The following is a 24,867-nucleotide window of genomic DNA, read 5'->3' on the forward strand; positions in this document are numbered from 1 at the left end:
GAAAACGGCCAGGCCCCTCCTGCGCCTCGGCGGGAAGCCGGAGCGCTGTCGTTCGCGCTTATTCGAGTCGCTCGTCGGCGACGTTGATCTCCGTGTTCGCCCGGAGCCAGGCCAGCAGGCCCTGGACTTCCCGGCCCACGGCGGCGAACTGCAGTTGCTGGCGCGCACCGTTGCGCTGCGCTTCGTCGGCCTCGGCCGGATCACCCGGCGTCACGCCGCGCAGCGCGACCACCGTCCAGCCCTGGCCACGGTCGACGAGTTCGTAGCGGGTCTCGCCCTCGGCCGGCTCGGCCATTCGGAACACGCCTTCGAGGACCGCACCGCCGAGATCGAAGTCGCGTCGGGTCACGCTGCGCTCATCGACTTCGAGCGATTCGGCCTCGGCCACCTCGCTCAGCGTCTGCCCCGCCCGGACCCGGGCGATCAGCGACTCGCCGTACTCGCGTGCCCGTTCCTGGGCGGCCTCGCGCGCCAGCTGATCGCGAATCTCGTTTTCCACCGCCTCCAGCGGACGCGGCTGCTCGGGCTGGTAGTCGGTGACGCGCAGAACGATGGCGCGGTTCTCGCCGACCTCGATCGGCTCGCTGGCCTGGCGGTCGACCAGCACCAGATCGGAAAAGGCCGCCTCGAGGACGGCGGGGTCGGCCAGCACGCCCTCGGCCGAGAAGCGGGAGTAGGGTCCGGCGGTCTGGAGCTCCAGGCCCAGGTCCTCGGAAATCGCAGCCAGCCCGGTCGGGTCGGCGTAGACCAGGTCGACCAGACGCTCGCTGAGTTCGAAGTAGAGCTCCTCGGCACGCTCGGCCCGAACCTCTTCCAGCACTTCGGCGCGCGCCTCTTCGAAACTCTGACCGCGCGGCTCGCGGATGTCGTCGAGGCGGATGATGTGCCAGCCGAAGTCGGACTCGACCGGCGCGGAAATTTCGCCGATGTCCAGCGCGAACAGCGCGTCGTCGAATGCCGGATCGATGATGCCGGGCTCCAGCCAGCCCAGGTCACCGCCGTCTTCGGCCGAGACCGGGTCGTCGGAGAACTCGGCGGCCAGCTCACCGAAGGCCTCGCCGTTGTCGATGCGCTCGCGCAGCGACTCGGCGAGTGCTTCGGCCTCGTCGGCGGTGCGCTCTTCGCCGGCGGTGATCAGGATGTGGGACGCGTTGCGCTCTTCCGGGGTGATGAACCGGGCCTTGACCGCCTCGTAGCGATCGCGCAGCGTTTCTTCGTCGATCTCCACGTCCGCGACCTGCTCGGCCGTATCGAGTTCGACGTACTCGACGGTGATCTGCTCGGGCCGCATGAAACGGTCCGTGTTGGCTTCGTAGTAATCGCCGATCGCCTCGTCGGTCACCGCTTCCGGATCGCGGTACGGGGCGCTGTCGATGGCCACCAGGGCCACGTCGCGCTCCTGCTGCTGGACCCGCAGCCAATCGTCGATCGCGTCTTCGGTGACGAACGCCGAACTCGACACCGCAGCGGGCACCTCCTGCAGCAGGAGGTCCCGGGTCAGCTCGCGCTCGAACTGCTGAACGGTCCGGCCGGTGGCCTGCAACCGCTGGCGATAGATCTGCGGGTCGAACTGGCCGTTGATCTGGAAGGCCGGCACCCCGCGAATGACCTCGAGCAAAGCGGCCGGGCTGATGGCCAGACCCTGCTCCTGGGCGTAGCCGCTGAGCAGGCGCTGGTCGATCATCTGCTCGAGAAACTCGCGCCGACGCTCGGGCCGGTTGACCTCGAGATCGTTGTAATTCTCGCCCTGCTGGGCGCGCAACTGCTGGCGGTAGCGCGCGAACTCGGTCTGGAATTCGGTGATCGAGATCGTCTGGTCACCCACCTCCGCGATCGTGTCCTGGGGGACGTCGCGGATGTAGCTGTCGACACCGAAGAAGAGAAACGGAACGGCCAGCAGGCCGAGGATGATGAAGGCGACAACGCCGGTCACCCGGTCACGAATGGCTTGGAGCATGAAGGGAGAATCCTGTGCAGCGGCTGCTTGTCGTTGATTCGACTCAACACACGGTCTAAAAAAAACGGGGCGCCGAAATCGGCGCCCCGTTCAGGCTTGGCGGAGTGGACGGGACTCGAACCCGCGACCCCCGGCGTGACAGGCCGGTATTCTAACCAACTGAACTACCACTCCTTGAACTGCTGGTGGGTGCTGACGGGCTCGAACCGCCGACCCTCGCCTTGTAAGGGCGATGCTCTTCCAGCTGAGCTAAGCACCCGGGACGCGTAAGCGACTTATTTTATCGCGTCCTTGAAGCCTTTACCAGCCTTGAAGGACGGGGTCTTCGAGGCCTTGATCTTGATCGTCTCGCCGGTGGCCGGGTTACGACCGGTGCGGGCGGCGCGCTTCTTCACGGAGAAGGTGCCGAAACCGACCAGGGAAACGGTGTCGCCCTTCTTGAGGGCCTTGGTAACAGCGGCAATCATGCCGTCGAGCGCGCGACCTGCGTCCGCCTTGGAGAGTTCGGCATTGTCAGCGATCGCGTCAACCAGTTCCGATTTGTTCATAGTGATTCGTACTCCAGGTTTATCGTTATCCAGCGTGTCTGCCCCTTGATCCGGCTGGCGACCGATCGGTGGTACCAATGGCCCCCATCAACTCCGTACCGGTCGTCCCTCGCGTCGATGGTATATCACGCTGGAGACCGCATCAACCAAGGTGTTTCGTCGATTCGATCCACGCCCGGACGACTCCAGTCCGAGCGTCTGGGCACCTTGTCGGCGCCCAAACCGGAAGTATATCGAAATTCCGCGCGAGGGTGAAGAGGAATCAGTGCGGACGCACGGTTTTTCCCGTGTCCTCCCCGCCGCCGGACGGCGCGGCCAACGCCTCACCGGCGGGCTGTTCGACCAGCGCGATGTCCAGCACCTGGTCGATCCACTCCACGGGGCGGATGTCCAGATCCTTCTTGATCCGATCCGGGATCTCGGCGAGGTCCTTCTCGTTTTCCTTCGGAATCAGGACGATGCCGATTCCGCCGCGCAGCGCGGCCAGCAGCTTTTCCTTCAGGCCGCCGATCGGCAGGACGCGTCCCCGCAGAGTGATCTCTCCGGTCATCGCCACGTCGGCTCGGACCGGCACGCCGGTAAGCACGGAGACCAGCGCCGTGACCATCGCGATCCCCGCGCTCGGTCCGTCCTTCGGCGTCGCGCCTTCGGGGACGTGCACGTGGAGGTCCTTCTTCTGGTGGAACTCCGGATCCAGCCCCAGCGGCTCGGTGCGCGAACGGACCACGGACAGGGCCGCCTGCACCGACTCCTGCATCACCTCGCCGAGCTGACCGGTCTGGGTCAGCTTGCCCTTGCCGGCCACTGCGCTGGCTTCGATCTGCAACAGCTCGCCGCCGACCTCGGTCCACGCCAGGCCGGTGACCTGGCCGATCTCGTTGCTCTCCTCGGCCCGGCCGAAGCGGTGCCGCCGGACACCCAGGTACTTGTCGAGGTTGCGGGTGGTGACCTGGCGCTTGTCCAGCGACTTGTCCAGGCTGAGCTCCTTGACGACCTTTCGGCAGATCTTGGCCAGCTCGCGCTCCACGTTCCGCACCCCGGCCTCGCGGGTGTAGTAGCGGATGATGTCGGTGATCGCCGTATCGCTGACGCTCAGCTCGTCGTCCTCCAGGCCGTGCTGCTCCATCTGCTTCGGCAGCAGGTACTTCCGGGCGATGTTGAGCTTCTCGTCCTCGGTATAGCCCGGAATCCGGATGATCTCCATCCGGTCCAGCAGCGGCGCGGGGATGTTCAGCGAATTCGCCGTGGCCAGGAACATCACTTCCGACAGGTCGTAATCGACCTCCAGGTAGTGATCGGAGAACGTACTGTTCTGTTCCGGGTCGAGCACCTCGAGCAGCGCCGAGGACGGATCGCCGCGGAAGTCCATGCTCATCTTGTCGAGCTCGTCGAGCATGAACAGCGGGTTGCGCGTCCCGACCTTGGACATGTTCTGGACCACCCGCCCGGGCATCGAGCCGATGTAGGTACGGCGATGGCCCCGGATCTCTGCTTCGTCGCGAACGCCGCCGAGGCTCATGCGGATGAACTCGCGCCCCGTCGCTCGCGAGATCGATCGACCCAGCGAGGTCTTGCCCACGCCGGGCGGGCCGACCAGGCACAGGATCGGCCCCCGCAGCTTCTTCACCCGCTGCTGCACCGCGAGGTATTCGAGGATCCGTTCCTTGACCCGCTCGAGCCCGTAGTGGTCGTCCTCGAGAATCTGCTCGGCCTTGGCGAGGTCGTGACGGACCTTGCTGCGCTTCTTCCACGGCACGGCCAGCATCCAGTCCAGATAGTTGCGAACCACGGTGGCCTCGGCCGACATCGGCGACATCATCTTGAGCTTGTTGAACTCGCTCCGCGACTTCTCCAGCGCCTCCTTCGGCATCCCGGCCTCTTCGATCCTGGCTTCCAGGTCGCCGAGGTCGTTGCCCGACTCGTCGAGATCACCCAGCTCCTTCTGGATCGCCTTCATCTGCTCGTTGAGGTAGTACTCTCGCTGGCTCTTCTCCATCTGGGTCTTGACCCGGCCACGGATGCGCTTCTCGAGCTTGAGCACGTCGATCTCGCCCTCGATCAGGGCCATCAGCTGCTCGATTCGCTCGCGCAGGTCGGCGGTTTCGAGGATGCGCTGCTTGTCCTCGATCCGGATGCCGAGATGGGCCGCGATCGTATCGGCCTGGCGGCTGACGTCGTTGATTCCGGACAGCGTGGTCAGCAGCTCGGCCGGAATCTTCCGGCTCAGCTTGACGTACTGCTCGAACAGGGAAATCAGGCTGCGTGCGGCCACGTCGATCGTCGCCTCGTCGTCCTCGCTGCTCGCCGGCATCGCCGTCCAGGTACCGGCCAGGTAGCCCGGGTCCTCGTCGAGCGTGTCGACATGGACCCGCTCGACACCCTCGACCAGGACCTTGGTCGTGCCGTCCGGAAGGCGCAGCATCTGGAGGATGGTCGCGACGGTGCCGAAATCGAACAGGTCCTCGGCGCCCGGTTCTTCGGTTTCCGGGCTCTTCTGCGTGATCAGCAGGATGCGCTTGTCGACGTTCATCGCCTCGTCCAGCGCCTTGACCGAGCGCTCGCGCCCCACGAACAGCGGGATCACCATGTGCGGATAGACCACGACGTCGCGCAGGCTTAGTACCGGCGTCGGCTGTCGGGTGGACTCCAGCGGTGCGGAATCCGGGGTGTTGGACGTTGCCATCGGGACCTCTGGGCGCGGACGCGCCGTTATGCGTCGAGTAGTGGAGCTATATTGGCACAGCGACGTGCCGATTCAAGCACGGAGCACGGTCGATCGGCGGCCGAGGCGGGCCGATCGAAGGGAAAAAGTGGGGTCGGCCGCGGAGGCGGACCGGAGACTCAGGAATCGCCCGAGGCGCGCTTGCTGCTCTCGTAGATGATGTACGGCTCCGACTCGCCGTTGATCACCGCCTCGTCGATCACGATCTTGGCGACGTTTTCCATCGAGGGAAGCTCGTACATGCTGTCGAGGAGCACGTTTTCCATGATCGTGCGCAGCCCGCGTGCGCCGGTCTTGCGATCCATCGCCTTCTGCGCGATGGCATGCAGCGCATCATCACGAACCTCGAGCTCGCAGCCTTCCATGTCGAACAGCTTGCGGAACTGCTTGATCACCGCGTTTTTCGGCTCGACCAGGATGCGCACGAGCGCCTCTTCGTCGAGTTCGCGCAGGGTCGCGACGACCGGAAGGCGGCCGACGAACTCCGGGATCAGCCCGTAGCGGATCAGGTCCTCGGGCTCCACGGTGGCGACCAGCTCGGAAAGATTGAAGTCGCTCTTGCCCTTGACCTGGGCGCGGAAGCCGATCCCCGCGGCCTCGGATCGGTCCTGGATGACCTTGTCGAGACCGGCGAAGGCGCCACCGCAGATGAACAGGATGTTGCGCGTGTCGACCTGCAGGAACTCCTGCTGCGGATGCTTCCGGCCGCCCTGCGGCGGCACCGAGGCAAGCGTGCCCTCGATCAGCTTCAGAAGCGCCTGCTGCACGCCCTCGCCGGAGACGTCGCGGGTGATCGACGGGTTCTCGGCCTTGCGGGAAATCTTGTCGATTTCGTCGATGTAGACGATACCGGTCTGCGCCTTGTCGACGTCGTAGTCGCACTTCTGGAGCAGTTTCTGGATGATGTTCTCGACGTCTTCGCCGACGTAGCCGGCCTCGGTCAGCGTCGTCGCATCGGCGATCGTGAACGGAACGTTGAGCATCCGCGCCAGCGTCTCGGCCAGCAGCGTCTTGCCGGACCCGGTCGGCCCGATCAGCAGGATGTTGCTCTTGGCCAGCTCGACATCGTCGCGGTGCTTGTGCGATTCGAGGCGCTTGTAGTGGTTGTACACGGCAACCGACAGCACGCGCTTGGCCTGCGGTTGGCCGATGACGTACTCGTCGAGAAATTCGTGGATTTCCTTCGGGGTCGGGAGCTCCTCGCGCTCGCTCAGGCTCGCTTCCTCGAGCTCCTCGCGGATGATGTCGTTGCACAACTCGACGCATTCGTCGCAGATGTAGACGCTGGGGCCCGCGATCAGCTTGCGCACCTCGTGCTGGCTCTTGCCGCAGAAGGAGCAGTACAGGACCTTGTTGTCGCTCGACGTTTCGCTCATGGCGTACTTCCCAACCGTTGCCCGTCATGGTACTCGAAATGACCGGGCACGAAGTCAATGCCGGCCGCCGCGCAGGAGCGCCGGCCCGGCCCGGGCTCAGGCGTCCGGCGCATCCTGGTCGCGGCGCTCGAGCACGTGGTCGATCAGACCGTAGTCGGACGCCTCGGCGGCGCTCATGAACTTGTCCCGATCGGTGTCGCGCTCGATGGTTTCGAGGGGCTGACCGGTGTGGTGCTGGAGGATCCGGTTCAGCTGGTCCTTCATCTTGAGGATTTCCTTCGCGTGGATGTCGATGTCCGAGGCCTGGCCGGAGAATCCGCCGAGCGGCTGGTGGATCATCACCCGCGAATGCGGAAGTGCATAACGCTTGTCCTTCGCGCCGGCGGCGAGCAGGAGGGCACCCATGCTGGCGGCCTGTCCGACGCACATGGTCGAGACATCGGGCTTGACGAACTGCATGGTGTCGTAGATCGCCATGCCCGCGGTCACCGAGCCGCCCGGCGAGTTGATGTAGACGTTGATGTCCTTCTCGGGATTCTCGCTTTCCAGGTACAGCAGCTGGGCGACGATCAGGTTGGCCGAGTAATCCTCGATCGGTCCGACGATGAAAATCACCCGCTCCTTGAGAAGGCGGGAATAGATGTCGTAGGCGCGTTCGCCGCGGGCGGACTGCTCGACGACCATCGGGACCAGGTTGAGGGCTTTCTCGTTCACGATTCCATCAGCTCCTTGAAGGACATCGACCGGTCGGAGACCTTGGCGTTGTCCAGCACCCACTCGACGACCTGCTCTTCCAGGACCATGTTGCGGACCTGGTCGGTCAGCTGGGGATTGGTCCGGTACAGCTCCACGACCTGTCCGGGATTCTCGTAGGTCTCGGCGATCTCCGCGATCTGCTGCTCGACCCGACCGTCGTCGATCTTCAGCTCGTGCTGGCGAGCGATCTCGGCCAGCAGGAAGCCGAGCCGGACCCGCCGCTCGGCGCCGGGCCGCAGCTGGTCTTCGGGCACGTCGACCTGCTCGCCGTACTGCTGCTTGAGCTGCGCCTTCATCTGACCCAGCTCCTGCCGCACCGCGGCATCGGGCAGGCCGAATTCCTTGTACTCCTCGGCCAGTCCGTCGGTCACGGCCTTCTTCAGCCGGTTGGTCCGCGCCTGCCGCATCTCGCGCTCGAGGTTGCGGCGAACGTCGCTGCGCATCTGGTCCATGCCGCCGTCGACGCCGAAGCTCTTCGCGAACTCGTCATCGGGTTCGGGCAGGTCGGACGCCTGGACGGTGAGCACCTTGAAGGTCACGTCGGCCGTCTTGCCGGCCAGCGAGTCGTCGCGGAAGTCGTCCGGGAAGGTCAGTTCCACGGTTTTTTCGGCGCCGGCTTCGACGCCGATCAGCGCCTGCTCGAACGCCTCGAACATCGCGCCGCCGCCGAGCACGGGTTGCGCCTTGCTGGTCCCGGACTCCGGGACCCGGTCGCCATCGACGTCGGCGTGGAACTCGATCTTGACGCGATCGCCCTGTTCGGCCGGCCGCGCGGCCTCGCTCCACTCGCGGCGCTGCTCGCGCAGCGTCTGGATCATGTCATCGACGTCGGTCTCCTCGATCTCGACGACCGGGCGGTCGATCTCCAGGCCCGACACGTCGATCTCCGGCAGTTCGGGAAAGACCTCGAGCTCGGCGGTGAAGGTGAAGGTCGATTCGCCCTCCGCATCCGGCTGCAGGCTGGACACGCCGGCCACGCGCAGGTCCTGCTGCTGGATCGCTTCCTGCAGGCTGTTCTGCATGACCTGCTGCAGCACTTCGTCGCGCACCTGCTGGCCGTAGCGCTGCTTGACCACGTTCATCGGCACCTTGCCGGGCCGGAAGCCCTTCAGGCGAACCTGGCGGCGCAGTTCGTTGAGACGGCCGGAAATCTGGCCGTCGATCGAGTCGGCCGGGACTTCCACCACCAGCTTGCGGCCCAGATCACCGGTCTTTTCTACGGATACCTGCATGGGATTGCGTTCTCTAGACGTTGGATAGTTGCTTTCGATATGCGGAACCGGAGCCCGGCGACCCTTGCAGGTCGCGACGAGGCGCTCCGGATCCGGAAATGGTGGGCCGTGTAGGACTCGAACCTACAACCAATGGATTAAGAGTCCACTGCTCTACCAATTGAGCTAACGGCCCGTCGATCGTGCATCGGTCGCCGCGGCCGGCGCCGGAAACTCCGCACCGGTTCCGACGGAACCCCGGTTCGCGCGATGCCCGGCCGGAACCGGGCGAAAATGGGGTGGACGATGGGATTTGAACCCACGACCGCTGGAGCCACAATCCAGTGCTCTACCCCTGAGCTACGCCCACCATCGTTCGCGCTCCGACCCGAAGTCCGGGTCACCTGCTTGTCGGCCTCGCTCGCCACCGCCCGAGGCGGCGACGATCGAAGCGGCCCTATTCTAACCGCATTGCCCCGCGGTGCGGCGCGACAACGCCTTGTCCGTCGTGGCCCGGAAAGACGTTGGCGCGCCTGGCAGGACTCGAACCTGCAACCGCCGGCTTAGAAGGCCGATGCTCTATCCGGTTGAGCTACAGGCGCATCTCGGGACGACCCTGCCGCGAGCTCTCGAACGATTCCGCGATCTCGTCAGCGATCTCGCCAGCGATCTCGGCCGCGCCGCCGACCTGGTGTCGACGTTGCGGCAGCGGAACGGTCCTGCGGTCGACCGCCGGAGTCCGCGAAACTGGTCGGGGCGGCAGGATTCGAACCTGCGACCTACTGCTCCCAAAGCAGTTGCGCTACCAGGCTGCGCTACACCCCGGCGAGCCGCATAGTATCTCCGATCCGAGCGCTGGGAGTCAACCGTCGGCACCGACCAGGTACTCGTCCTTCAGCCGCACGTAGTGCGCGGCGGAGTAGCGCAGCATGTCCAGCTCCTCGGCAGACAGTTCCCTCGCGGGCCGCGCCGGCCGGCCGCGATAGAGCCAACCGCTCTGCAGCCGCTTGCCGGGAGCGACGAGGCTGCCCGCGCCGATCATCACGTCGGACTCGATCTCGGCACCGTCGAGGATCAGGGAACCCATGCCGACAAGGCAACGATCGCCGATCGTGCAGGCGTGGAGGACCGCGGCATGCCCCACCGTCACGTCCTCGCCCACGATCAACGGGTAGCCGCCGGGCACCTGGGGGCCATCGTGGGTCACGTGGCACACCGTGTTGTCCTGAAGGTTCGTCCGCGCACCGATGTCGATCCGGTGGACGTCCCCGCGGAGCACCACACCCGGCCACACCGAGACGTCGGCGCCAAGCCGGACCCGGCCGATCACCGTGGCCTTCGGGTCGACCCAGACCCGCTCGCCCAGCGCGGGGCGCTCATCGCGGAACGGTCGGATCGTGTCGTTTTTCTGATGGTTCATCGGAAATCTTCTCGTTCCAGGCGGCCTGTGGACCGGGCGCGGCCCGACCGGTTATTCACAATGTCACGCAACGTTCAAGAAACAGCGGCTTGCCCCGCGCAATGCAAAACCTTTCTTTCGACATGCTCGCAACCTTTTGTTTTTCATGCAATCGCCCGCAGTGGGCCGATTTTGCCCAATGCGCAGGGCATGCGATCGGCCCGGCGACGGAGGCGATTGTCGAGCCGTTGCCCACAACGTTATCCACAGGAGTTGTGGACAACCCGCGCGCACCCATGCGACCGGGGCGGATGGCTACAATAGCGCACTGTCCACCACCCGGGTCCGGCCGCTCATGCGCGCCCACATCGAAGAACTCATCCACCAGGCGCTCGGCTACCTGAAGCGCGACGGCGAACTGCCGCGCGACGTCGACCCTGCATTCCAGATCGACCGTCCGCGCGATGCGTCCCATGGCGACTACGCCTGCAACGTGGCCCTGGTGCTCGCCAAGGCCGCAAGAAAGAACCCCATGGACATCGCCGAGGCGATCGCTGCCCGCCTGCCAGGCTCGAAGCGGATCTCCAGGGTCGAAACCGCTCGCCCGGGCTTCCTCAACTTCCACGCCAGCGATCACCACCTGCGCTGCGTGGTACGCGAAGCGCTGGCGGACGGGTCGACCTACGGACATCAGCCAGCGGGGCGCAAGGGGGAGGTCCTGGCCGAATTCGTCAGCGCCAACCCGACCGGACCGCTGCACGTCGGCCACGGCCGTGGCGCCGCCTACGGTGCTTCCGTGTCGGCCGTGCTCGAGGCCGCCGGCCACTCGGTCGTGCGCGAGTACTACGTCAACGATTACGGGCGCCAGATGGACATCCTGGCGGTCTCGGTCTGGTTGCGCTATCTGGAGCTATGTGGAGAGACACCTCGCTTCCCGGACAACGGCTACCGCGGCGAGTACATCTACGATATCGCCCGCCAGGTCCGGAATCGCCACGGCGATGACATGCGCTTTTCCGGCGCGAAAGTCGCCGAGGGCCTGCCTCCGGACGCCAGCGAGCAGGAAGACGGCGACAAGGAACGCCACATCGATGCGCTCGTGCAGCGCGCCCGGGACCTGCTCGGCGACGGCTACGAGGCCTGCTTCCGGACGGCGCTGGAAACCATGCTCGAAGACATCCGCGGCGACCTCGGCGAATTCGGCGTGACCTTCGACCGGTGGTTCTCCGAGCGTGAACTGGAGCGCTCCGGCGCACTGGAGCGCGCGATCGCCCGGCTCGAGCGCGGCGGCTGGCTGTACGAAGAATCGGGCGCGACCTGGTTCAAGTCCTCCGAACTCGGCGACGACAAGGACCGGGTCGTGGTGCGCGAAAACGGCCGCACGACCTATTTCGCGTCCGACGTCGCCTACATGCTCGACAAGTTCGACCGCTGCTCGGGGCAGCTGCTCTACATCTTCGGCGCCGACCACCACGGCTACGTGCCGCGGCTCAAGGCGGCAGCCCGCGGACTCGGCGAGGATCCGGACCGTCTCGAATTCCAGCTCGTCCAGTTCGCGGTGCTGTACCGCGGCGGCGAGAAGATCCAGATGTCGACCCGCTCCGGCGAGTTCACGACGCTCCGCGACCTTCGCGCCGAGGTGGGCAGCGATGCGGCGCGCTACTTCTACGTGATGCGCTCGCACGACCAGCACCTGGACTTCGACCTGGACCTGGCCAAGTCGCGCGCCAACGAGAACCCCGTCTACTACATCCAGTACGCCCACGCGCGCGTCCACAGCATCTTCCGCCAGATGGAAGGCAAGGGCATGAAGCACAACCCGGCGATCGGTGACGCCGCGCTCAAGCGACTTACCGAGCCCCAGGAGCGCGCGCTGATGCAGGCCATCGGCCGCTGGCCGGAGGTGATCGAGGCGGCTGCACGCCGGCGCGCTCCGCACGACCTGGCCCATGCGCTGCACGAACTGGCTTCGGCATTCCACACCTGCTACAACGCCGTGCCGGTACTGGTCGACGACGAAGACCTGCGCAACGCCCGGCTGAACCTGGCCCAGGCCGTCGCCCGGGTGCTCGCCGGCGGCCTGAAGCTGATCGGCGTTTCCGCCCCGGAGCAGATGTAATGGCGCGCAAGCAGGCGCGACGGGGCTCCTCGGCCGGCGGCAGCCTGCTGAGCTTCGTCGCGGGCGTGGCCTGCGGCCTGGGCCTTGCCTTGCTGGCCTGGGTCGGCGGCTACCTGCCGCGCGGCGACGAAGCGCCCCCGGGGCAACCCGACGGCCGCAGCGAGCCGCCGATCATCGACGCGCCCGGCACCGGAAATCGCGACCGCCAGTACGACTTCTTCACCGTACTGCCGGAGATGGAGGTGGTCGTACCGCGCGACGAGATCGAGCAACGGGCGCGCGACAACCCCGAACAGCCGGCCACGCCGTCCGGCGGGCGTTACCTCATCCAGGCCGGATCGTTCCGGGCCTCCGAAGACGCCGAGGCCCTGAAGGCCCAGCTCGCCCTGCTCGGCCTCATCGCCCGGGTCCAGGAAGTCTCCGTGGACGACGCCACCTGGTACCGGGTCCGCCTCGGTCCCTTCGACACGGCCCGGGCCGCCGACCAGGCACGTCGCCAGCTGCAGGACAACGGCTTCGACGCCATGGTCATGAGCGGCGGCCGATAGGCGCGGCCCACGCCCCGCCACGCTGATGACCGCTTCGACGCCGAGAGCCGCACTGATCCTGCCGGGGGGCGGAGCACGCGGGGCCTACCAGGTCGGCGTGGCCAAGGCCCTGGCCGAGTACCTGCCCGGGCCTGCATCGCCGTTTCCGATCATCGCCGGTGTGTCGGCCGGCGGCATCAATGCCGCGGTCCTGGCCAGCCATGCCGCCGACCTCGCGCACGGCGCGGCGCGGCTCGAGCGCTTCTGGGGCAATTTCCGCTGCGATCACATTTACCGCACCGGCTGGTTCCACAACCTCGGCACGGGACTGCACTGGCTGGCGGCCATGACGCTGGGCGGGCTCGGCGTGGCCAACCCGAAGTCGCTGCTCGACAACGCGCCGCTCGGCGAACTGCTGGCACGCGAACTGCGCACCGACGGGATCACCGAGAACATCGCGTCAGGCCGCCTCGAGGCCTTGCTGATCACGGCTTCGGGCTATTCGACGTCGCAGGCCGTGACCTTCTTCCAGGGCCGCGAGGACATCCGCGAGTGGGCGCTGTACCGCCGCGCCGGCCGGCGAACGCGGATCGGCCCGGATCACCTGCTGGCCAGCGCCGCCCTGCCGCTGCTGTTCCCGGCCCGGCGGATCGGTCGCGAGTACTTCGGCGACGGCGGCATGCGCCACACCACGCCGCTGAGTCCACCGATCCACATGGGTGCGGACCGCCTGGTGATCATCGGCACCCGCGATGCCGCACAGGACCCGGAGCCCCCGGCCTGCCCGGACTATCCGTCGCTGGGCGAGATCGGCGGCTACCTGCTCGACGTGATCTTCATGGACTACCTGACCAACGACCTGGCCCGGCTGCGACGGATCAACCGGACGCTTTCGTTGATGACCGAGGAGCAACGTCGACGGACCGAACTGCGCCCGATCGAAAGCGTGCTGATCCAGCCCAGCCGCGACGTCCGCGAGATCGCCACGCGCCACATGCACCGCATCCCGGCCAGCGTGAAGACGCTGCTCCGCGGCATCGGCGCCTGGGGCCCCGGCCGCCTGCCCAGCTACCTCCTGTTCGAAGCGGAGTTCTGCCGCGAACTCATCGACCTCGGCTACACCGACGGCCTCGCCGCGAAGGACGAAGTGCTGGCGGTGATGGGCGACTAGACGCCTCGCTAACGGTCCTTTAGAGGATGGACGCAAAGGCGCGAAGGGGCGAAGGAACGCAATGAAGACCGAGGAATCTGAGAACATCTGGAAGAGCGTCTGACGATTCAACGAATCGGCAGCCCGCACTTCCTCGATGCATGCCGTTGGGAAAAATGTCAACCAGACCGTCTCCGGAGGATCCGGCCACACGAAGCGTCCGACCAGCGCATCGACTCCCCAAGATCACTAAAAAACCAAGTCCTGCTTTCCTTCGCGCTTCTTCGCCCCTTCGCGCCTTTGCGTCCATCCTCTAAAGGCCGATGGCACCCAACCCGAACGAAGCCGTCAGATCCGGATCTTGCCGCGGAGGATGTCGTAGAACATGACCCAGTCGCCGGCCAGGCTGTAGAGGGGGTACTTGAAGGTCGCCGGTCTGTTCTTCTCGAACGCGAAGTGACCGACCCACGCGAACCCGTAGCCGGCCAGCGGCATGGCGAGGAACCACCACGGCGACACGAACAGTCCGGCGATGAACGCGGCGATCACCAGCCAGGTCCCGACGAAGTGCAGCCGCCGGCAGCGCCGATCGGCATGCTCGTCCAGGTAATACGGATAGAACTCGCGAAAGCTTGCGAACCCCTGGGGCATGCCCGGTTCCTCGCTCAGAAACCGCCCAATCCGTCGCCGACCAGCGCGGCCAGGCGATCGCGCAGCGCGTTGCGCAGAAGGGCGATCAGCGCCAGCTGGTCTTCGGTCAGCACGTCGCGAACCTGCAGCACCACGTCGGCGCGCACCAGCGCCAGGGACTCGAACAGCGCGGCCTGCTCGTCGATCAGCGCATCGATGGCCGCCCGGTCGTCCGGCGCGTTCCGGGCCAGGTCGAGCAGCTCGTTGCGGTTGGCCGCGAGATCGGCGGCGATCGAGAGGACCCCGGGCGCGGCCTCGTCCAGGATGGCCTGGATCGCCGCGCGCTGCGTAGGCGTCAGCCCCAGCGCATCACCCGCGTGGTCCAGCCCGTCGCCGGCGGCCGGGCCGGCGCGGCGCATCACCATCCGGCTCAGGCCCTGGCGATCCGCGCTCGCTTTCATCCCGTCGGCCAGGCCGCCGAACCGGTCCTCCAGCAGCGCGCGCAATTCGACCAGCAGCATCCGTTGCTCTTCGGTCAGGACCTGGCGCACGGCGATCAGGGTGTCGACAGCCAGCGACGAGAGGTCGGCAAGTCCGCGTCCCTGCGCAGCGGCCAGGGTCTCGATCACGGCCGGATCGACCGGGTCGGCGAGCAGCGCGTCGTTCATCGCGCGGCGGCCGTCGGCCAACGTCCCGGCAAGCTCCATCGCGTCCGGCGCGGCGGTCACCAGGATCATGCCGATCATCGCGCGCTGGGCCGGGAGGAGATTGAACTCGTCGGCCAGCGCCTGGACGTCGTAGATCAGATCGACCAGGTCCTGCCCGTCCACCGTCGCCGGCGCGCTGCGCGCCTGCGGTGCCGGACCGAGCGGCTCGACCGAGCGAGCGGATACCGGACTCGCGGTCAGTGCGACGACCAGGACGACAGGCGCCACGAGAGCGGCCGCAGTGCGCGGAGCGAAGCAGCGGGAACAGATCGAGCGAACGAATGCGGTCATGGTGTCGAGCCTCCGATTCGAGGCACCGGCCTTCGAGCCGGCGCGCCAATCAACGGAAAAACGATACCACGATCCGCGGGCGCCGCTCATCCATGGCACGGGGGAGGGCAGCGTCAGCGACGCAGACGGTCCCGCGCGCGGAGGTTGAGCGAATGCCCGACGATCAGGCAGATGCCGCCGGCCGAGGTGACCGCGGCAATCCCCAGCGGCGGCAGGGCGTGGCGCTGCTCCAGCCACGCGGCCAGCACCAGGAACCCGATCCCCGCGGTGGCCGGAATCCACATGGCCGGCGTGCGGTGCTTCAGGAATCCCAGCGTGAAGGCGAGCCCGCTGACCGGCACGATGACCGCCAGCAGCACGAAGTGGAATGCCTCGTGCGACAGGAACCCGGCGGTCAGCGACGGCGCCAGGACCAGCACCAGCGGCAGCGCCAGGCACTGCAGCAGGCAGAACGCGGACACGCCGATGCCCAGCCGGTCCAGCCAGGACACGGGCAAGTCGGCGCTCGATGCCTTGCGCTGTTTGTTCAGGACGGCGGCCATGGGCGTCGGACGGAGGGAACGATTGTGATGATATAACATTTTCCATCGCGGGGCTTCACCCTGCTCCGGAGTGACTGGCCGGAGCCCCGGCATCGCGAGCGTCCCCTCGGTGCGAGCAGCGCAGAGCGGAGGTTGCGTGCAGGCGGCGGCACCGCGCGCGTCGTGCTCGCCGACTCCGGGCCGTTCGACGGCCGAGATCGGAGCACCGTGATCGCCCCGTCGATGGGGCAGCCCGGCGACGAGAAGGCGCCGGCGATGCTCCTTCGGGCGAGCGCTCGCACGGTCGGTTCGAACCCTGACCTCGACGGGGGATCGTCGGCGGTTCGACCCGATCGTACGGCCCCTCCTGCGCGCGATCTTGCGGGCATCGGACGACAGGATTCGCTAGACTACGCCACAGTTGGTCGGGCGACATCGCATTCTGCGACCGTCGGAAACCGACCCTGGTCTTCGACACGAAAGGGAGCATCTCTGAACATGAACGTCTTCGAAATTTCCGGTCGATTCACGACCGCACTCGTCGCTCTGGGCCTCACCGCCGGGCTTGCCCATGCCCAGGTCACCGGCGAAGGAAGCCCGGAACCGCGTGGCGGCGTCCCCGCCACGGACATCACCTTCGAGCCGATCGATGCGCCGCACGCGGTCTGCCCGCCGTTCGGCGCGTGCCCGCCGGCCGACCAGGTCACCGACGAATACCTCGGCTTCGGGGTCGACTTCACGCCGTTCGGGGGCAACCCGCCGGTCGGGGTCTTCAACGACCCGCCGGAGAAGTTCGGTGGCGTCAACGCTGCCGGTGATCTCGACCTGGTGACCGACACCTGTGGACAGATCGTCGTTCCCGGAACCACCAATCCTGGCCGGACGGATGTGATCGGCGTCGCGGCCGGTGGTGTCGGCGGGCCGAGCGACATCCTGCTCGAAGCCTTCGACGCCGGCGGCGCCCTGGTGGGGTCGAGCATCGCCGACGACGGTGCCGATGGCGACGGCGACATCATCGCCGTCGTATCCGATCCGAACGGGGCGATCGCCAGCTTCTGCGTATCGACCCCGACCGGCGATACGCACGGAGTGCATTTCATCTACCTGAACACGCCGGAAGCCGGCCTGCCGCAGACGACGGAAGTGCCGTCGCTGTCCGCGCTCGGTCTCGGCGTGCTGGCCCTGCTGCTCGCCGCGGCCGGGCTCTTCGGCGTCCGCCGCTTCGGAAAGCCGTCCTGATCCGCAGCTGGACCTCGTAATCCGCCAAGCGCCGGCGAGCCCCCAGGGCCGCCGGCGTTTTCTTTTGCGGGGGATCGATTCGCCCTCGGCTGCGGTCCGCGCCCGTCGCTACCAGCGATGCGGCCCGGGTCGATCGGTGGCCCGTACCAGCTGACGGATGGCTGTCGCTGACACTCCAGCGGCCTCGTGGCGGAGCCGCCCGGTGCGAACTTGCAGGATGGTGCCGGCACCAGGAGTCGAACCCGGGACCCCCTGATTACAAATCAGGTGCTCTACCAGCTGAGCTATACCGGCAAGTGATCATCAACTTCGGCAATTCTAGCGGAGACGGTTCCGTCCGGCCAACCGAAGGCGCCTAGAAGCAGGGAATCTCGAAGTGCGTTGCACCGGGGCTGGAGCGGAGGATGAAGCGCCAGGGGGAGCGTTCGCCGGGGTCGATGCGGTAGTCGATCCAGAACTGGGGGGCGTCTTCGCGGCGCACGGCGAGCTGGGCGTCGAACCCCATGCGGCGAATCCGGTTCAGGCGGGCACGGGCGTTCTCCCGGTTCTCGAACAGCCCCAGCGACACCGCGTCCGGCAGGTCGTCGTCGGCGACCACGAAGTAGTCCTCGACCCCGCGCGCGGCAAGTTCCTGCGCCAGGTCGATGGCCGCCGGACGACTCGGCGCGGCAACGAACACCCACCAGCCCCGATCGCGATCGGCCTCGCTGCGGCGCGGCCGGATCAGCGAGGCGAACGGGCGCAGCCGATCCTCGGCGCGGCTCTGCTGGACCAGGGTCGCGAAGGGCCCGATCGTGTAGCAGCGCGGCACCGTCGACTGCGCCTCCCGCCAGTCCAGTGCGATCAGCTCCAGCTGCGGAATCTCCGGGTCGGGCGCCGGCGGAGGAGGCCGCGGCGCGGGCGGCGGCTGCATCTGGCCGAGCACCAGCAGCACCACGTTGGCCAGCACCAGCAGGACCGCGGCGATGCGCCAGCCCATCATCGTTCGGCCTCCATGCGGTTCACGTCATTCGGGTCGCGGCGAGCGCCAGGCCCAGCAGCACCAGGTCGGGCTGCCGGTCGTCGGGGTCCAGCGCGGATTGTACCGTCGAGGCCCCGCCGCCGGTCAGCACGAACACCGGTGAACAGCCCAGCGTCCTGCCCGCCCGCTCGATACCGAGTCGGATCGCCCCGGCCTGCTGCAGGACCAGTCCGCGCTCCAGCGCCTGGGCCGTATCGAGCGCCGGCGCCAGCGGCAGATCGGCCGCTTCGCGCGCCCGCTCCAGCCCCGGCGCCCGGGCCAGCAGGCCGGACCGCGCCGCGTCCGGTCCGGGCAGGATCCAGCCGCCGCGGTGGATTCCGGAGGAATCGACCACGTCCAGCGTCGTCGCGGTACCGATGTCGACGACCACGAGGGCCTGCCCGTGCATCTGCCAGGCAGCATTCACGGCCAACCAGCGATCGGTGCCCAGGGACGCGTAGGCCGGCGCAACGGGCAGATCGACGTCGCCGAGACCGACCGGGGTCCACCGGATCGAATGGCTTTGCAGGACGGCGACCAGCTCGCCTTTGGCCGCGTCGCCGCGCACGTCCGTCAGGAGCACGCGACTGCCCGGATGCGCCTCGGCCCAGCGATCGAACGCGTCGATCGATTCGGCCACGGTCCTGCCGAGACCTCCGGCGCCATCCAGCTGCGCGCGCTTGAGCCGGGTATGCCCGACCTCGACCAGCCAGGGCTCGGGGTTACTCGCGGCCACGCAGGCTGACCTCCCCGGCGCTGAATTCCAGCCGCTGCGCATCGTTGCCGGCGCGGACCCAGAGTCCGCCGCGCTCGCTGATTCCGTCGACGATGCCGTCGATCGAAGTGCCGTCGCCGCGCTCGACCCGGACCGCCCTGCCCCGCAGCACGTCGAGCTCGCTCCATTCGGACTCCATCGCCCCGAAGCCCTCGGCCTGCAGGCGCGCGCAGGCCGCATCCAGCGACTCGATCAGAGCGGACGCGATCCGGTTCCGCCGATCCGGTCCCGGGCCGATCGCGCACAGGTCGATCCACGGCTGGTCGATGGTCCGCGCCGCGACGGGCGGCATCCAGACGTTGACGCCGATCCCGACGACCACGTCGCAGGGGCCGTCGACGACGCCGTGCAGTTCGACCAGCAGGCCGCCGAGCTTGCGGCCGTCGGCGACCAGGTCATTGGGCCACTTCAGGCCGATGCCCTCGGCGCCGAGCCCGGCCAGTGCCCGGGCGGCCGCGACGCCGGCGACCAGGCTCAATGCGCCGAGGCGCGGAAGACCGACGTCGAAGCGATACCCGAAGCTCAGCGCGATCGACGTTCCCGGCGGCGCGGTCCACGTACGCCCCCGGCGGCCGCGTCCGGCCTGCTGCCACTCGGCCAGCACCGCCCGCCGGTGAGCGAAGCCTTCGCCGGCGAGTTCTGCATTCGTGGAGTCGCAGCGCCCGAGCACGCGGATATCGATGGCGGAATCGACGGCCGAATCGATGGACGAGTCCAGCTGGCTGCGGATCGTCCGTGCATCCAGGCGTTCGATGCGCCGCCCGAGCCGGTAGCCGCGCTGGGTGTCGGACTCGATCGGCAGGCCGGCCTCGCGCAGCGCCTCGACCTGTTTCCAGACCGCGGTCCGGCTGACGCCGAGGGCCGCCGACAGCGACGGACCGGCATGCCAGTCGGCGTCGCCGAGTCGTTCGAGGAGGTCCAGTGCGGTGTCGGTCATCGGGGGCGGGTACGGCGCGGTGGGTCGGTCGGCGAGCCGGCGGTTCATTTCCTGCGCTTGAGGACGCGGGCTTTCTCGAAGCGATTCTCGGTGCCGCTGACCAGCCGCAGGAGGTTGCTGCGATGGGTGAACACCAGCAGCACCGCGAGCGCGACGGAAAGCACGCCGAGCACCGTCGGCAGCGGATCGGGACCGGCCAGGTACATGGAGGGCACCAGGCTCAACCCGGCCAGGATGGTCGCGAGGCCGACATAGCCGGTGCCGATCAGCGTGACCAGCCAGACCACCAGCAGCGGCAGCACGCACCACGGTGCGAGCACGAGCACCGCGCCCACCGCCGTTCCGGCCCCCTTGCCGCCGCGGAAGCCGAAGTACACCGGCCAGACGTGACCCAGCACCGCCGAGAACCCGCAGACGCAGGCCAGCACCAGCGGATCCGGTGGCGCCGTGCCGAACAGCGAGGCGACGGTCGGGGCGAGCAGCGGCAGGGGCCACGCTGCCAACACGCCCTTGCCCAGGTCGATCAGCACCACGCCCAGCGCGAACGCCCAGCCGACCGTGCGCAGGGCGTTGGTACCGCCCGCGTTGCCCGAGCCCATGGTTCGGATATCGACATCCCGGAGGCGGCCGAGCACGAGCGAACCCGAGATCGATCCGATCAGGTAGGCGGCCAGGGCGAACAGCGCGATCTGCAGGTCGACGAGGTCAGGCATGGGGGTCGCGCATCCGAATCAGGTCCGTCAATGTGGTGTTTCGCAATCTGCTCCGCGCCGCCCCGCCATTCGCTGGAATCAGCCCGGGGCGCTCCAGGGCTGCAGGCCGACGATCAGGCTTCCGGGGCCGGCGTGGACGCCGACCGCGGGACTGGCCTCCTCGATCCAGCAGGCGTCGACCTCGGGATGCGCGGTCAGCAGCAGTTCGCGCAGCAGCCGGGCATCGTCGCGACAGTCGGCCTGACTGATCAGGATGCGGTACACGGTACCGGAATCCATCTTCCTCGCGAGAAATTTCGCGAAGCGCCGGACCGCCGGCTCGCCGCGGCCGCGCACGATGCCGCGCGCCGCCAGCAGCCCATCCGTCGTATTGGCCAGCACCGGGTTCAGCCGCAGGTTGCGCGCCAGCCAGTCCATCCAGGGCTTCACCCGGCCGCCTCGCACGCCCCAGGACAGGTCGCGGGCCAGGGCGAAGGTGCGGGTCTTCGGGCCGATCTCGTCGAGCCCCGAGACGATCTCGCGCCGGCTCCAGCCGGCCGCCGCCGCCTCCGCCGCCCACAGCACCAGCAGCGCCTGGCCGCAGGCCGCGTTCTTCGAGTCGTGGACCGTGATCGGCGCATCGTCGCCGAGCCGCTTCGCGGTCTGCTCGGCCGCCTGCCAGGTGCCGCTGAGCTGGCCCGAGACATGGATCGAGACCACCTCGTGCCCGTGACTCGTCAGGAGTTCGAACTGGCGCCGGAAATCGCGCGGCGGCGGCTGCGAGGTCTGGGGGTGGACCTCGCCCTTCTCCACCTTCGCGTAGAACGCGCCGGGCTGGATCGACAGCTTGTCGAGGTACTCCGTGTCTCCGAAGAACAGGCGAAGGGGAACCGTATGGATGCCGAGCCGATCGATCTCACCCGCCGGCAGGTCGGCCGCCGAGTCGGTGACCACGGCAATCGTGCCGCGCTGGTTGAGCAGGCCGTGCTGCCGGCTCATGTCATCGGCCTTCTGCTGGCGGATATCGCCGAACTCGGCGCACACCCGGAACACTTCGCCGGGCTTGTTGGTATGGATGTGGACCCGGGCGCGGCGACCGCCGCCGGCGACGACCAGGCTGCTGGCGTCCAGCGCGTTCAGGCGTTCGCGCAGGGTGCCCACTTGGACATCGTCGCCGTCGATCAGGCACTCGGTGCAATAGCGATGATCCAGCGGGCCGGCCTCGTGCCCTCCTGCCGTTCCTTCCGCGTCGGCTTCGAAAGCCGGGAGCGCCTCGGCGTCGGGGACGCGACCGCTTCGCACGTAGCGCCAGATGCCGTCGATCAGATCGACGAAGCCCTGGGCCCCGGCGTCGACCACACCGGCGTCCTTGAGCACCTGAAGCTGGTCCGGCGTGGCCTTCAGCGAACGATGCGCCGCCTTGCGGGCTCGCCCCAGCAGGTCCCGGATGTCCTCGATCCCCGATTCAACGCCCTGTGCCAGCGCATCGCCGAAATCCTCCAGCACGGTCGGCATGGTGCCGGCGACCGGTTTCGACATCGCGGACCACGCCGATACCGCGCCGGCCTTGACCGCGTGCGCGAGCTGGTGGGCATCGAAGCGGTGATTGGTCCGGCTGCTTTCGCTGACGCCGTGGAAGAACTGGGCAAGAATCGCCCCGGAATTACCGCGCGCCCCGTCCAGGGCCGCGTCGGCGACGTCGTCGAGCAACATCGGCACCGTGGCTCGACGGCCTTCGGCCAGTCGCCTGCGCACGCTCTGGAGCGTGAACAGAAGGTTCGTACCGGTGTCCCCGTCGGGCACCGGAAACACGTTGATCCGATTGAGCAGATCGCGCCGGGCCTGGACGTGGGCGATGCCGGCCATCAGTGCGTTGCGCAGGTGCTCGGCATCGATGTGCAGAAGCGTGGAGTTCGAGCTCATGTCCCCTTGTCGATCGTCGGTGTCGCGTGGAGCCGGGCCGCCGGACTCGAGCCGAGGGCGACCGGCGGCCGACCCGGGTCAGTCGGTCGAGCCGGCGAGCTCGCGGACCTGGGATGCGGTGAACGGCCAGGTGATCTTCTCTCCGGTGTCTTCGTTCAGGATCACCGGCACCTGGTCGCCGTAGCGCTGGATCAGGTCGAGGTCGGCGTCGATATCGACCTGGGTGACCCGGTCCGAGAGGCCGGCCAGGTTGATCAGGGCATGCGCCTTTTCGCACAGTTCGCAGGACTCACGGGTGTAGAAGACCAGGGTCATTGGCGAAGTTCCGCTCGGCAAAACGGCAAGTATTCCACTAGCTGCCGCGCGCGTCCAGCCGACGACGGGCAGCGAGCCCCAGCAGCAGGACCACGGCGGCCAGCGCCAACAGGCCCGCGACCCCGAGCGCGGGAACGGTCGCCGCCGAACCGGCCAGCACCTCGACGGTCGCCCGGAGCATGAAGTCCTGGCGCGTGGGGATCATGAATGCCACGCCTCGATCGGCGATCCAGCTGCGCCCCGCGGGCTTCAGCGACTGGTCCGACTCGACATTGAAGTCTTCGCCCGCATGACGCGGATCGCCCTGGACCATGATCCAGAACACCGGGTCGTCGACGATCCACGGCGACTCGAAGGTGATTTCGACCTGCCCTGTGCCGTCGCCGGTGATCACGGTCGCGTTGCGCTGGGGATCGCCCAGATCGGGTTCGCCGTCAATGTCCCGATAGACGTAGACCTCGTTGGGCCAGGGCCCGCCGACCGCGCTGAAATCCAGCGAATTGGAGATGCAGAAGCCGGTCAGCAGCACCCGTCCGGCTTCGAGATCGAAGTCGTCGAGCTCGAAGCGCACGCCGAGAAAATGATCCGGTTCACCGGCCTGTCCGCCGCCGAAGAAGATGCTGGTCTCCGCCACGCCGTCGTCGTAGGCCAGGTCGCCGCAGTCGAAGGCCGCGGCACCCCGTGCCGGCGTTCCGGCGCGCGCCTCGGCGGTCGTTGGAGCGGCCGGGGTCGCCGGCGCACCTGGCTGCAACTGGGCGCACGCGCCCCCGGCAGACCCGAGCAGAAGGAGCATGAGCAGGAATCGGTGCATGAGCGAGCGCAGGAAGAGGAAGAACGCAAGTATAGAGACCCGCCGTGGGGACGCACATGCCCACCGGACTTGACTTCATTTAGTTAATTAGCTAATCTTCTAAACATGAGCAGCGTATTCAAGGCCCTGTCCGACCCGACCCGCCGCGAGGTGCTCAAGCTCCTGCGCAAGGGACCTCTGACGGCCGGCGAACTGGCGTCGAATTTCGAGGTCTCGAAGCCGACCATGTCCGTGCACTTCCGCGTGCTCAAGGACGCCGGGCTGGTCCGCGCCGAACGCAACGGCAAGTCGATCGAATATTCGCTCCGGATGTCCGTGCTCGAGGAGGCACTGATGGGCTTCGCCCAGGCCTTCGGAATGAACCCGGTTGCGGGTGCCGATACCGGCGACCGCACCGGCCCGCTCGACACCCGGAATTCGCCCGACCCGACCCACGAGGAGAAGCCATGATGAATCCCCTGACGCTCCGCATGATCGCCTTCCAGGTCCTGATCGTTCTGGCGCTTGCCCTCGGCGCCCTGGCCTGGATCGCCCGGCCGGAAGGGGCCCTGATCTGGGGCGTCGGCATGGCGACCCTGCCGGTCGCCTGGGTCGGACTTCACCTGTTCGGCGCCATGCCCTCGGCCGCGTGTCCGGAACAACGCCGCACCGTCCTGAACAGTCTGATCGGCGCCGGATTGCTGATCGCGGGGGCGCTCGGCGCGAGCGCGCTCGGAGCGATGGGCACGATCCCGGAGGACTGGATCACGCGCTACGCCATGATCACCAACGCGATGGTGCTGGTCGTGATCGGCAATGGCCTGCCGAAGAAGGTCGAACCCGGGTGCTCTCCCACCCGGGGACTGGCCATGCAGCGCCTGATCGGCTGGACCTTCGTCATCGGCGGCATTGCCCAGGCGATTTGCTGGCTGCTGGTACCTGCCGTCGACGAGGCACTGGTCGTCGTCACGGTCGCCATCTACATCCTCATGGCCCTGGCGATCCTGATCGGTATCCGGCGCATCCGGCGTGGTTCCGTGACCCAGTCCCCGACCGCCTGACCCGACGCCATAACCCAGGCGAACTCGGCCCGGCCCGGCTCGGCAGCGGGTGCCCTCGGATGATGGGCGCGAAGACGCGAAGGCGCGTAGAGAAAAGCGTAACGTCCGCCGGAGAACCAAAAAACGATCACTTGCCGAGACGCAGGGGCAAAGAGGAATCCGAGACGAGACACGACCGGGATCCGACGCCGCGGCCCACGAATCCCGTCGTCGCGCACTTG

At 67.6% G+C, this 24,867-nt stretch carries 23 protein-coding genes and 7 tRNA genes; 6 read left to right on the plus strand and 24 right to left on the minus strand.

Features of this window, described 5'->3' with window-relative positions; translation table 11 throughout:
* Positions 1 to 58 precede the first annotated feature (58 nt).
* The 13 genes from KUV67_03435 to KUV67_03495 all read right to left on the minus strand — a co-directional run bounded on the left by KUV67_03435 (position 59) and on the right by KUV67_03495 (position 9,990).
* Positions 59 to 1,957: a SurA N-terminal domain-containing protein gene (locus KUV67_03435; GenBank protein MBY6203923.1), complete on the minus strand. Its 1,899-nt coding sequence runs from the start codon at positions 1,955 to 1,957 to the stop codon at positions 59 to 61.
* Between the two features lie 97 nt (positions 1,958 to 2,054).
* Positions 2,055 to 2,131 (minus strand) — tRNA-Asp (locus tag KUV67_03440).
* 9 nt (positions 2,132 to 2,140) lie between these two features.
* Positions 2,141 to 2,216 (minus strand) — tRNA-Val (locus tag KUV67_03445).
* Between the two features lie 16 nt (positions 2,217 to 2,232).
* Positions 2,233 to 2,505, minus strand: coding sequence for an HU family DNA-binding protein (locus tag KUV67_03450; GenBank protein ID MBY6203924.1), 273 nt, complete (start codon positions 2,503 to 2,505; stop codon positions 2,233 to 2,235).
* Positions 2,506 to 2,767: 262 nt separating this feature from the next.
* Positions 2,768 to 5,188: an endopeptidase La gene (gene lon / locus KUV67_03455; protein ID MBY6203925.1), complete on the minus strand. Its 2,421-nt coding sequence runs from the start codon at positions 5,186 to 5,188 to the stop codon at positions 2,768 to 2,770.
* A 158-nt stretch (positions 5,189 to 5,346) separates the two neighbouring features.
* Positions 5,347 to 6,603, minus strand: a complete 1,257-nt coding sequence (gene clpX, locus KUV67_03460; GenBank protein ID MBY6203926.1) for an ATP-dependent Clp protease ATP-binding subunit ClpX — start codon at positions 6,601 to 6,603, stop codon at positions 5,347 to 5,349.
* 96 nt (positions 6,604 to 6,699) lie between these two features.
* Complete coding sequence (gene clpP / locus KUV67_03465) at positions 6,700 to 7,296, minus strand: ATP-dependent Clp endopeptidase proteolytic subunit ClpP (GenBank protein ID MBY6203927.1); 597 nt, start codon at positions 7,294 to 7,296, stop codon at positions 6,700 to 6,702.
* A gap of 17 nt (positions 7,297 to 7,313) precedes the next feature.
* Positions 7,314 to 8,591, minus strand: a complete 1,278-nt coding sequence (gene tig / locus KUV67_03470) for a trigger factor (protein MBY6203928.1) — start codon at positions 8,589 to 8,591, stop codon at positions 7,314 to 7,316.
* Between the two features lie 99 nt (positions 8,592 to 8,690).
* Positions 8,691 to 8,766: transfer RNA gene (locus KUV67_03475), tRNA-Lys, on the minus strand.
* Between the two features lie 99 nt (positions 8,767 to 8,865).
* Positions 8,866 to 8,940 (minus strand) — tRNA-His (locus KUV67_03480).
* 155 nt (positions 8,941 to 9,095) lie between these two features.
* A tRNA-Arg gene (locus tag KUV67_03485) sits at positions 9,096 to 9,172 on the minus strand.
* 146 nt (positions 9,173 to 9,318) lie between these two features.
* Positions 9,319 to 9,395, minus strand: a tRNA-Pro gene (locus tag KUV67_03490).
* 37 nt (positions 9,396 to 9,432) lie between these two features.
* Positions 9,433 to 9,990 carry a gamma carbonic anhydrase family protein gene (locus tag KUV67_03495; GenBank protein MBY6203929.1) on the minus strand — a complete coding sequence of 186 codons (558 nt, stop codon included), beginning with the start codon at positions 9,988 to 9,990 and terminating at the stop codon, positions 9,433 to 9,435.
* A gap of 334 nt (positions 9,991 to 10,324) precedes the next feature.
* Between KUV67_03495 and argS the strand changes: the two genes are divergently transcribed.
* From argS to KUV67_03510, 3 genes are read left to right on the plus strand one after another with little or no spacing between them, the layout of a single operon-like run.
* Positions 10,325 to 12,088, plus strand: a complete 1,764-nt coding sequence (gene argS, locus KUV67_03500) for an arginine--tRNA ligase (protein MBY6203930.1) — start codon at positions 10,325 to 10,327, stop codon at positions 12,086 to 12,088.
* Positions 12,088 to 12,636: an SPOR domain-containing protein gene (locus tag KUV67_03505; GenBank protein ID MBY6203931.1), complete on the plus strand. Its 549-nt coding sequence runs from the start codon at positions 12,088 to 12,090 to the stop codon at positions 12,634 to 12,636. The genes argS and KUV67_03505 overlap by 1 nt, the downstream gene beginning before the upstream one ends.
* Positions 12,637 to 12,661: 25 nt before the next feature.
* Positions 12,662 to 13,786, plus strand: a complete 1,125-nt coding sequence (locus KUV67_03510; GenBank protein MBY6203932.1) for a patatin-like phospholipase family protein — start codon at positions 12,662 to 12,664, stop codon at positions 13,784 to 13,786.
* Positions 13,787 to 14,113: 327 nt separating this feature from the next.
* Here KUV67_03510 and KUV67_03515 read toward each other — a convergent pair whose 3' ends face one another.
* The 3 genes from KUV67_03515 to KUV67_03525 all read right to left on the minus strand — a co-directional run bounded on the left by KUV67_03515 (position 14,114) and on the right by KUV67_03525 (position 15,935).
* Positions 14,114 to 14,416 carry a DUF962 domain-containing protein gene (locus tag KUV67_03515; GenBank protein ID MBY6203933.1) on the minus strand — a complete coding sequence of 101 codons (303 nt, stop codon included), beginning with the start codon at positions 14,414 to 14,416 and terminating at the stop codon, positions 14,114 to 14,116.
* Positions 14,417 to 14,430: 14 nt separating this feature from the next.
* Positions 14,431 to 15,393 carry a periplasmic heavy metal sensor gene (locus KUV67_03520; GenBank protein ID MBY6203934.1) on the minus strand — a complete coding sequence of 321 codons (963 nt, stop codon included), beginning with the start codon at positions 15,391 to 15,393 and terminating at the stop codon, positions 14,431 to 14,433.
* Positions 15,394 to 15,506: 113 nt separating this feature from the next.
* Positions 15,507 to 15,935, minus strand: a complete 429-nt coding sequence (locus KUV67_03525) for a MerC domain-containing protein (protein MBY6203935.1) — start codon at positions 15,933 to 15,935, stop codon at positions 15,507 to 15,509.
* Positions 15,936 to 16,412: 477 nt separating this feature from the next.
* Here KUV67_03525 and KUV67_03530 point away from each other — a divergent pair, with 477 nt between their 5' ends.
* The gene (locus tag KUV67_03530; GenBank protein ID MBY6203936.1) at positions 16,413 to 17,153 is read left to right on the plus strand and encodes an IPTL-CTERM sorting domain-containing protein; all 741 of its coding nucleotides are present in this window, start codon (positions 16,413 to 16,415) and stop codon (positions 17,151 to 17,153) included.
* A 218-nt stretch (positions 17,154 to 17,371) separates the two neighbouring features.
* Here the strand turns inward: KUV67_03530 and KUV67_03535 are convergent.
* The 8 genes from KUV67_03535 to KUV67_03570 form a co-directional block, all read right to left on the minus strand.
* A tRNA-Thr gene (locus KUV67_03535) sits at positions 17,372 to 17,447 on the minus strand.
* A 61-nt stretch (positions 17,448 to 17,508) separates the two neighbouring features.
* Positions 17,509 to 18,135, minus strand: coding sequence for an SPOR domain-containing protein (locus tag KUV67_03540; GenBank protein MBY6203937.1), 627 nt, complete (start codon positions 18,133 to 18,135; stop codon positions 17,509 to 17,511).
* A 19-nt stretch (positions 18,136 to 18,154) separates the two neighbouring features.
* Positions 18,155 to 18,889 (minus strand): type III pantothenate kinase, encoded by a 735-nt coding sequence (locus tag KUV67_03545; protein ID MBY6203938.1) that lies wholly within the window; start codon positions 18,887 to 18,889, stop codon positions 18,155 to 18,157.
* Positions 18,876 to 19,865 carry a biotin--[acetyl-CoA-carboxylase] ligase gene (locus KUV67_03550; protein MBY6203939.1) on the minus strand — a complete coding sequence of 330 codons (990 nt, stop codon included), beginning with the start codon at positions 19,863 to 19,865 and terminating at the stop codon, positions 18,876 to 18,878. Before KUV67_03550 ends, KUV67_03545 begins: the two co-directional genes overlap by 14 nt.
* 44 nt (positions 19,866 to 19,909) lie before the next feature.
* Positions 19,910 to 20,578, minus strand: coding sequence for a glycerol-3-phosphate 1-O-acyltransferase PlsY (gene plsY / locus KUV67_03555; GenBank protein MBY6203940.1), 669 nt, complete (start codon positions 20,576 to 20,578; stop codon positions 19,910 to 19,912).
* A gap of 78 nt (positions 20,579 to 20,656) precedes the next feature.
* Positions 20,657 to 22,480 carry a DegV family EDD domain-containing protein gene (locus KUV67_03560; GenBank protein MBY6203941.1) on the minus strand — a complete coding sequence of 608 codons (1,824 nt, stop codon included), beginning with the start codon at positions 22,478 to 22,480 and terminating at the stop codon, positions 20,657 to 20,659.
* 78 nt (positions 22,481 to 22,558) lie between these two features.
* Complete coding sequence (locus tag KUV67_03565) at positions 22,559 to 22,795, minus strand: glutaredoxin family protein (protein MBY6203942.1); 237 nt, start codon at positions 22,793 to 22,795, stop codon at positions 22,559 to 22,561.
* Positions 22,796 to 22,832: 37 nt separating this feature from the next.
* The gene (locus KUV67_03570) at positions 22,833 to 23,588 is read right to left on the minus strand and encodes a hypothetical protein (protein MBY6203943.1); all 756 of its coding nucleotides are present in this window, start codon (positions 23,586 to 23,588) and stop codon (positions 22,833 to 22,835) included.
* A 123-nt stretch (positions 23,589 to 23,711) separates the two neighbouring features.
* On the opposite strand from KUV67_03570, the gene KUV67_03575 reads away from it, so the two are divergent.
* Positions 23,712 to 24,056 carry an autorepressor SdpR family transcription factor gene (locus KUV67_03575; protein ID MBY6203944.1) on the plus strand — a complete coding sequence of 115 codons (345 nt, stop codon included), beginning with the start codon at positions 23,712 to 23,714 and terminating at the stop codon, positions 24,054 to 24,056.
* Entirely contained in the window at positions 24,053 to 24,646 is a 594-nt protein-coding gene (locus tag KUV67_03580) for a hypothetical protein (protein MBY6203945.1), read from the plus strand. The genes KUV67_03575 and KUV67_03580 overlap by 4 nt, the downstream gene beginning before the upstream one ends.
* Positions 24,647 to 24,867 lie beyond the last annotated feature (221 nt).

It is taken from the genome of Halomonas denitrificans (assembly GCA_019800895.1).
GTDB lineage: Bacteria > Pseudomonadota > Gammaproteobacteria > Xanthomonadales > Wenzhouxiangellaceae.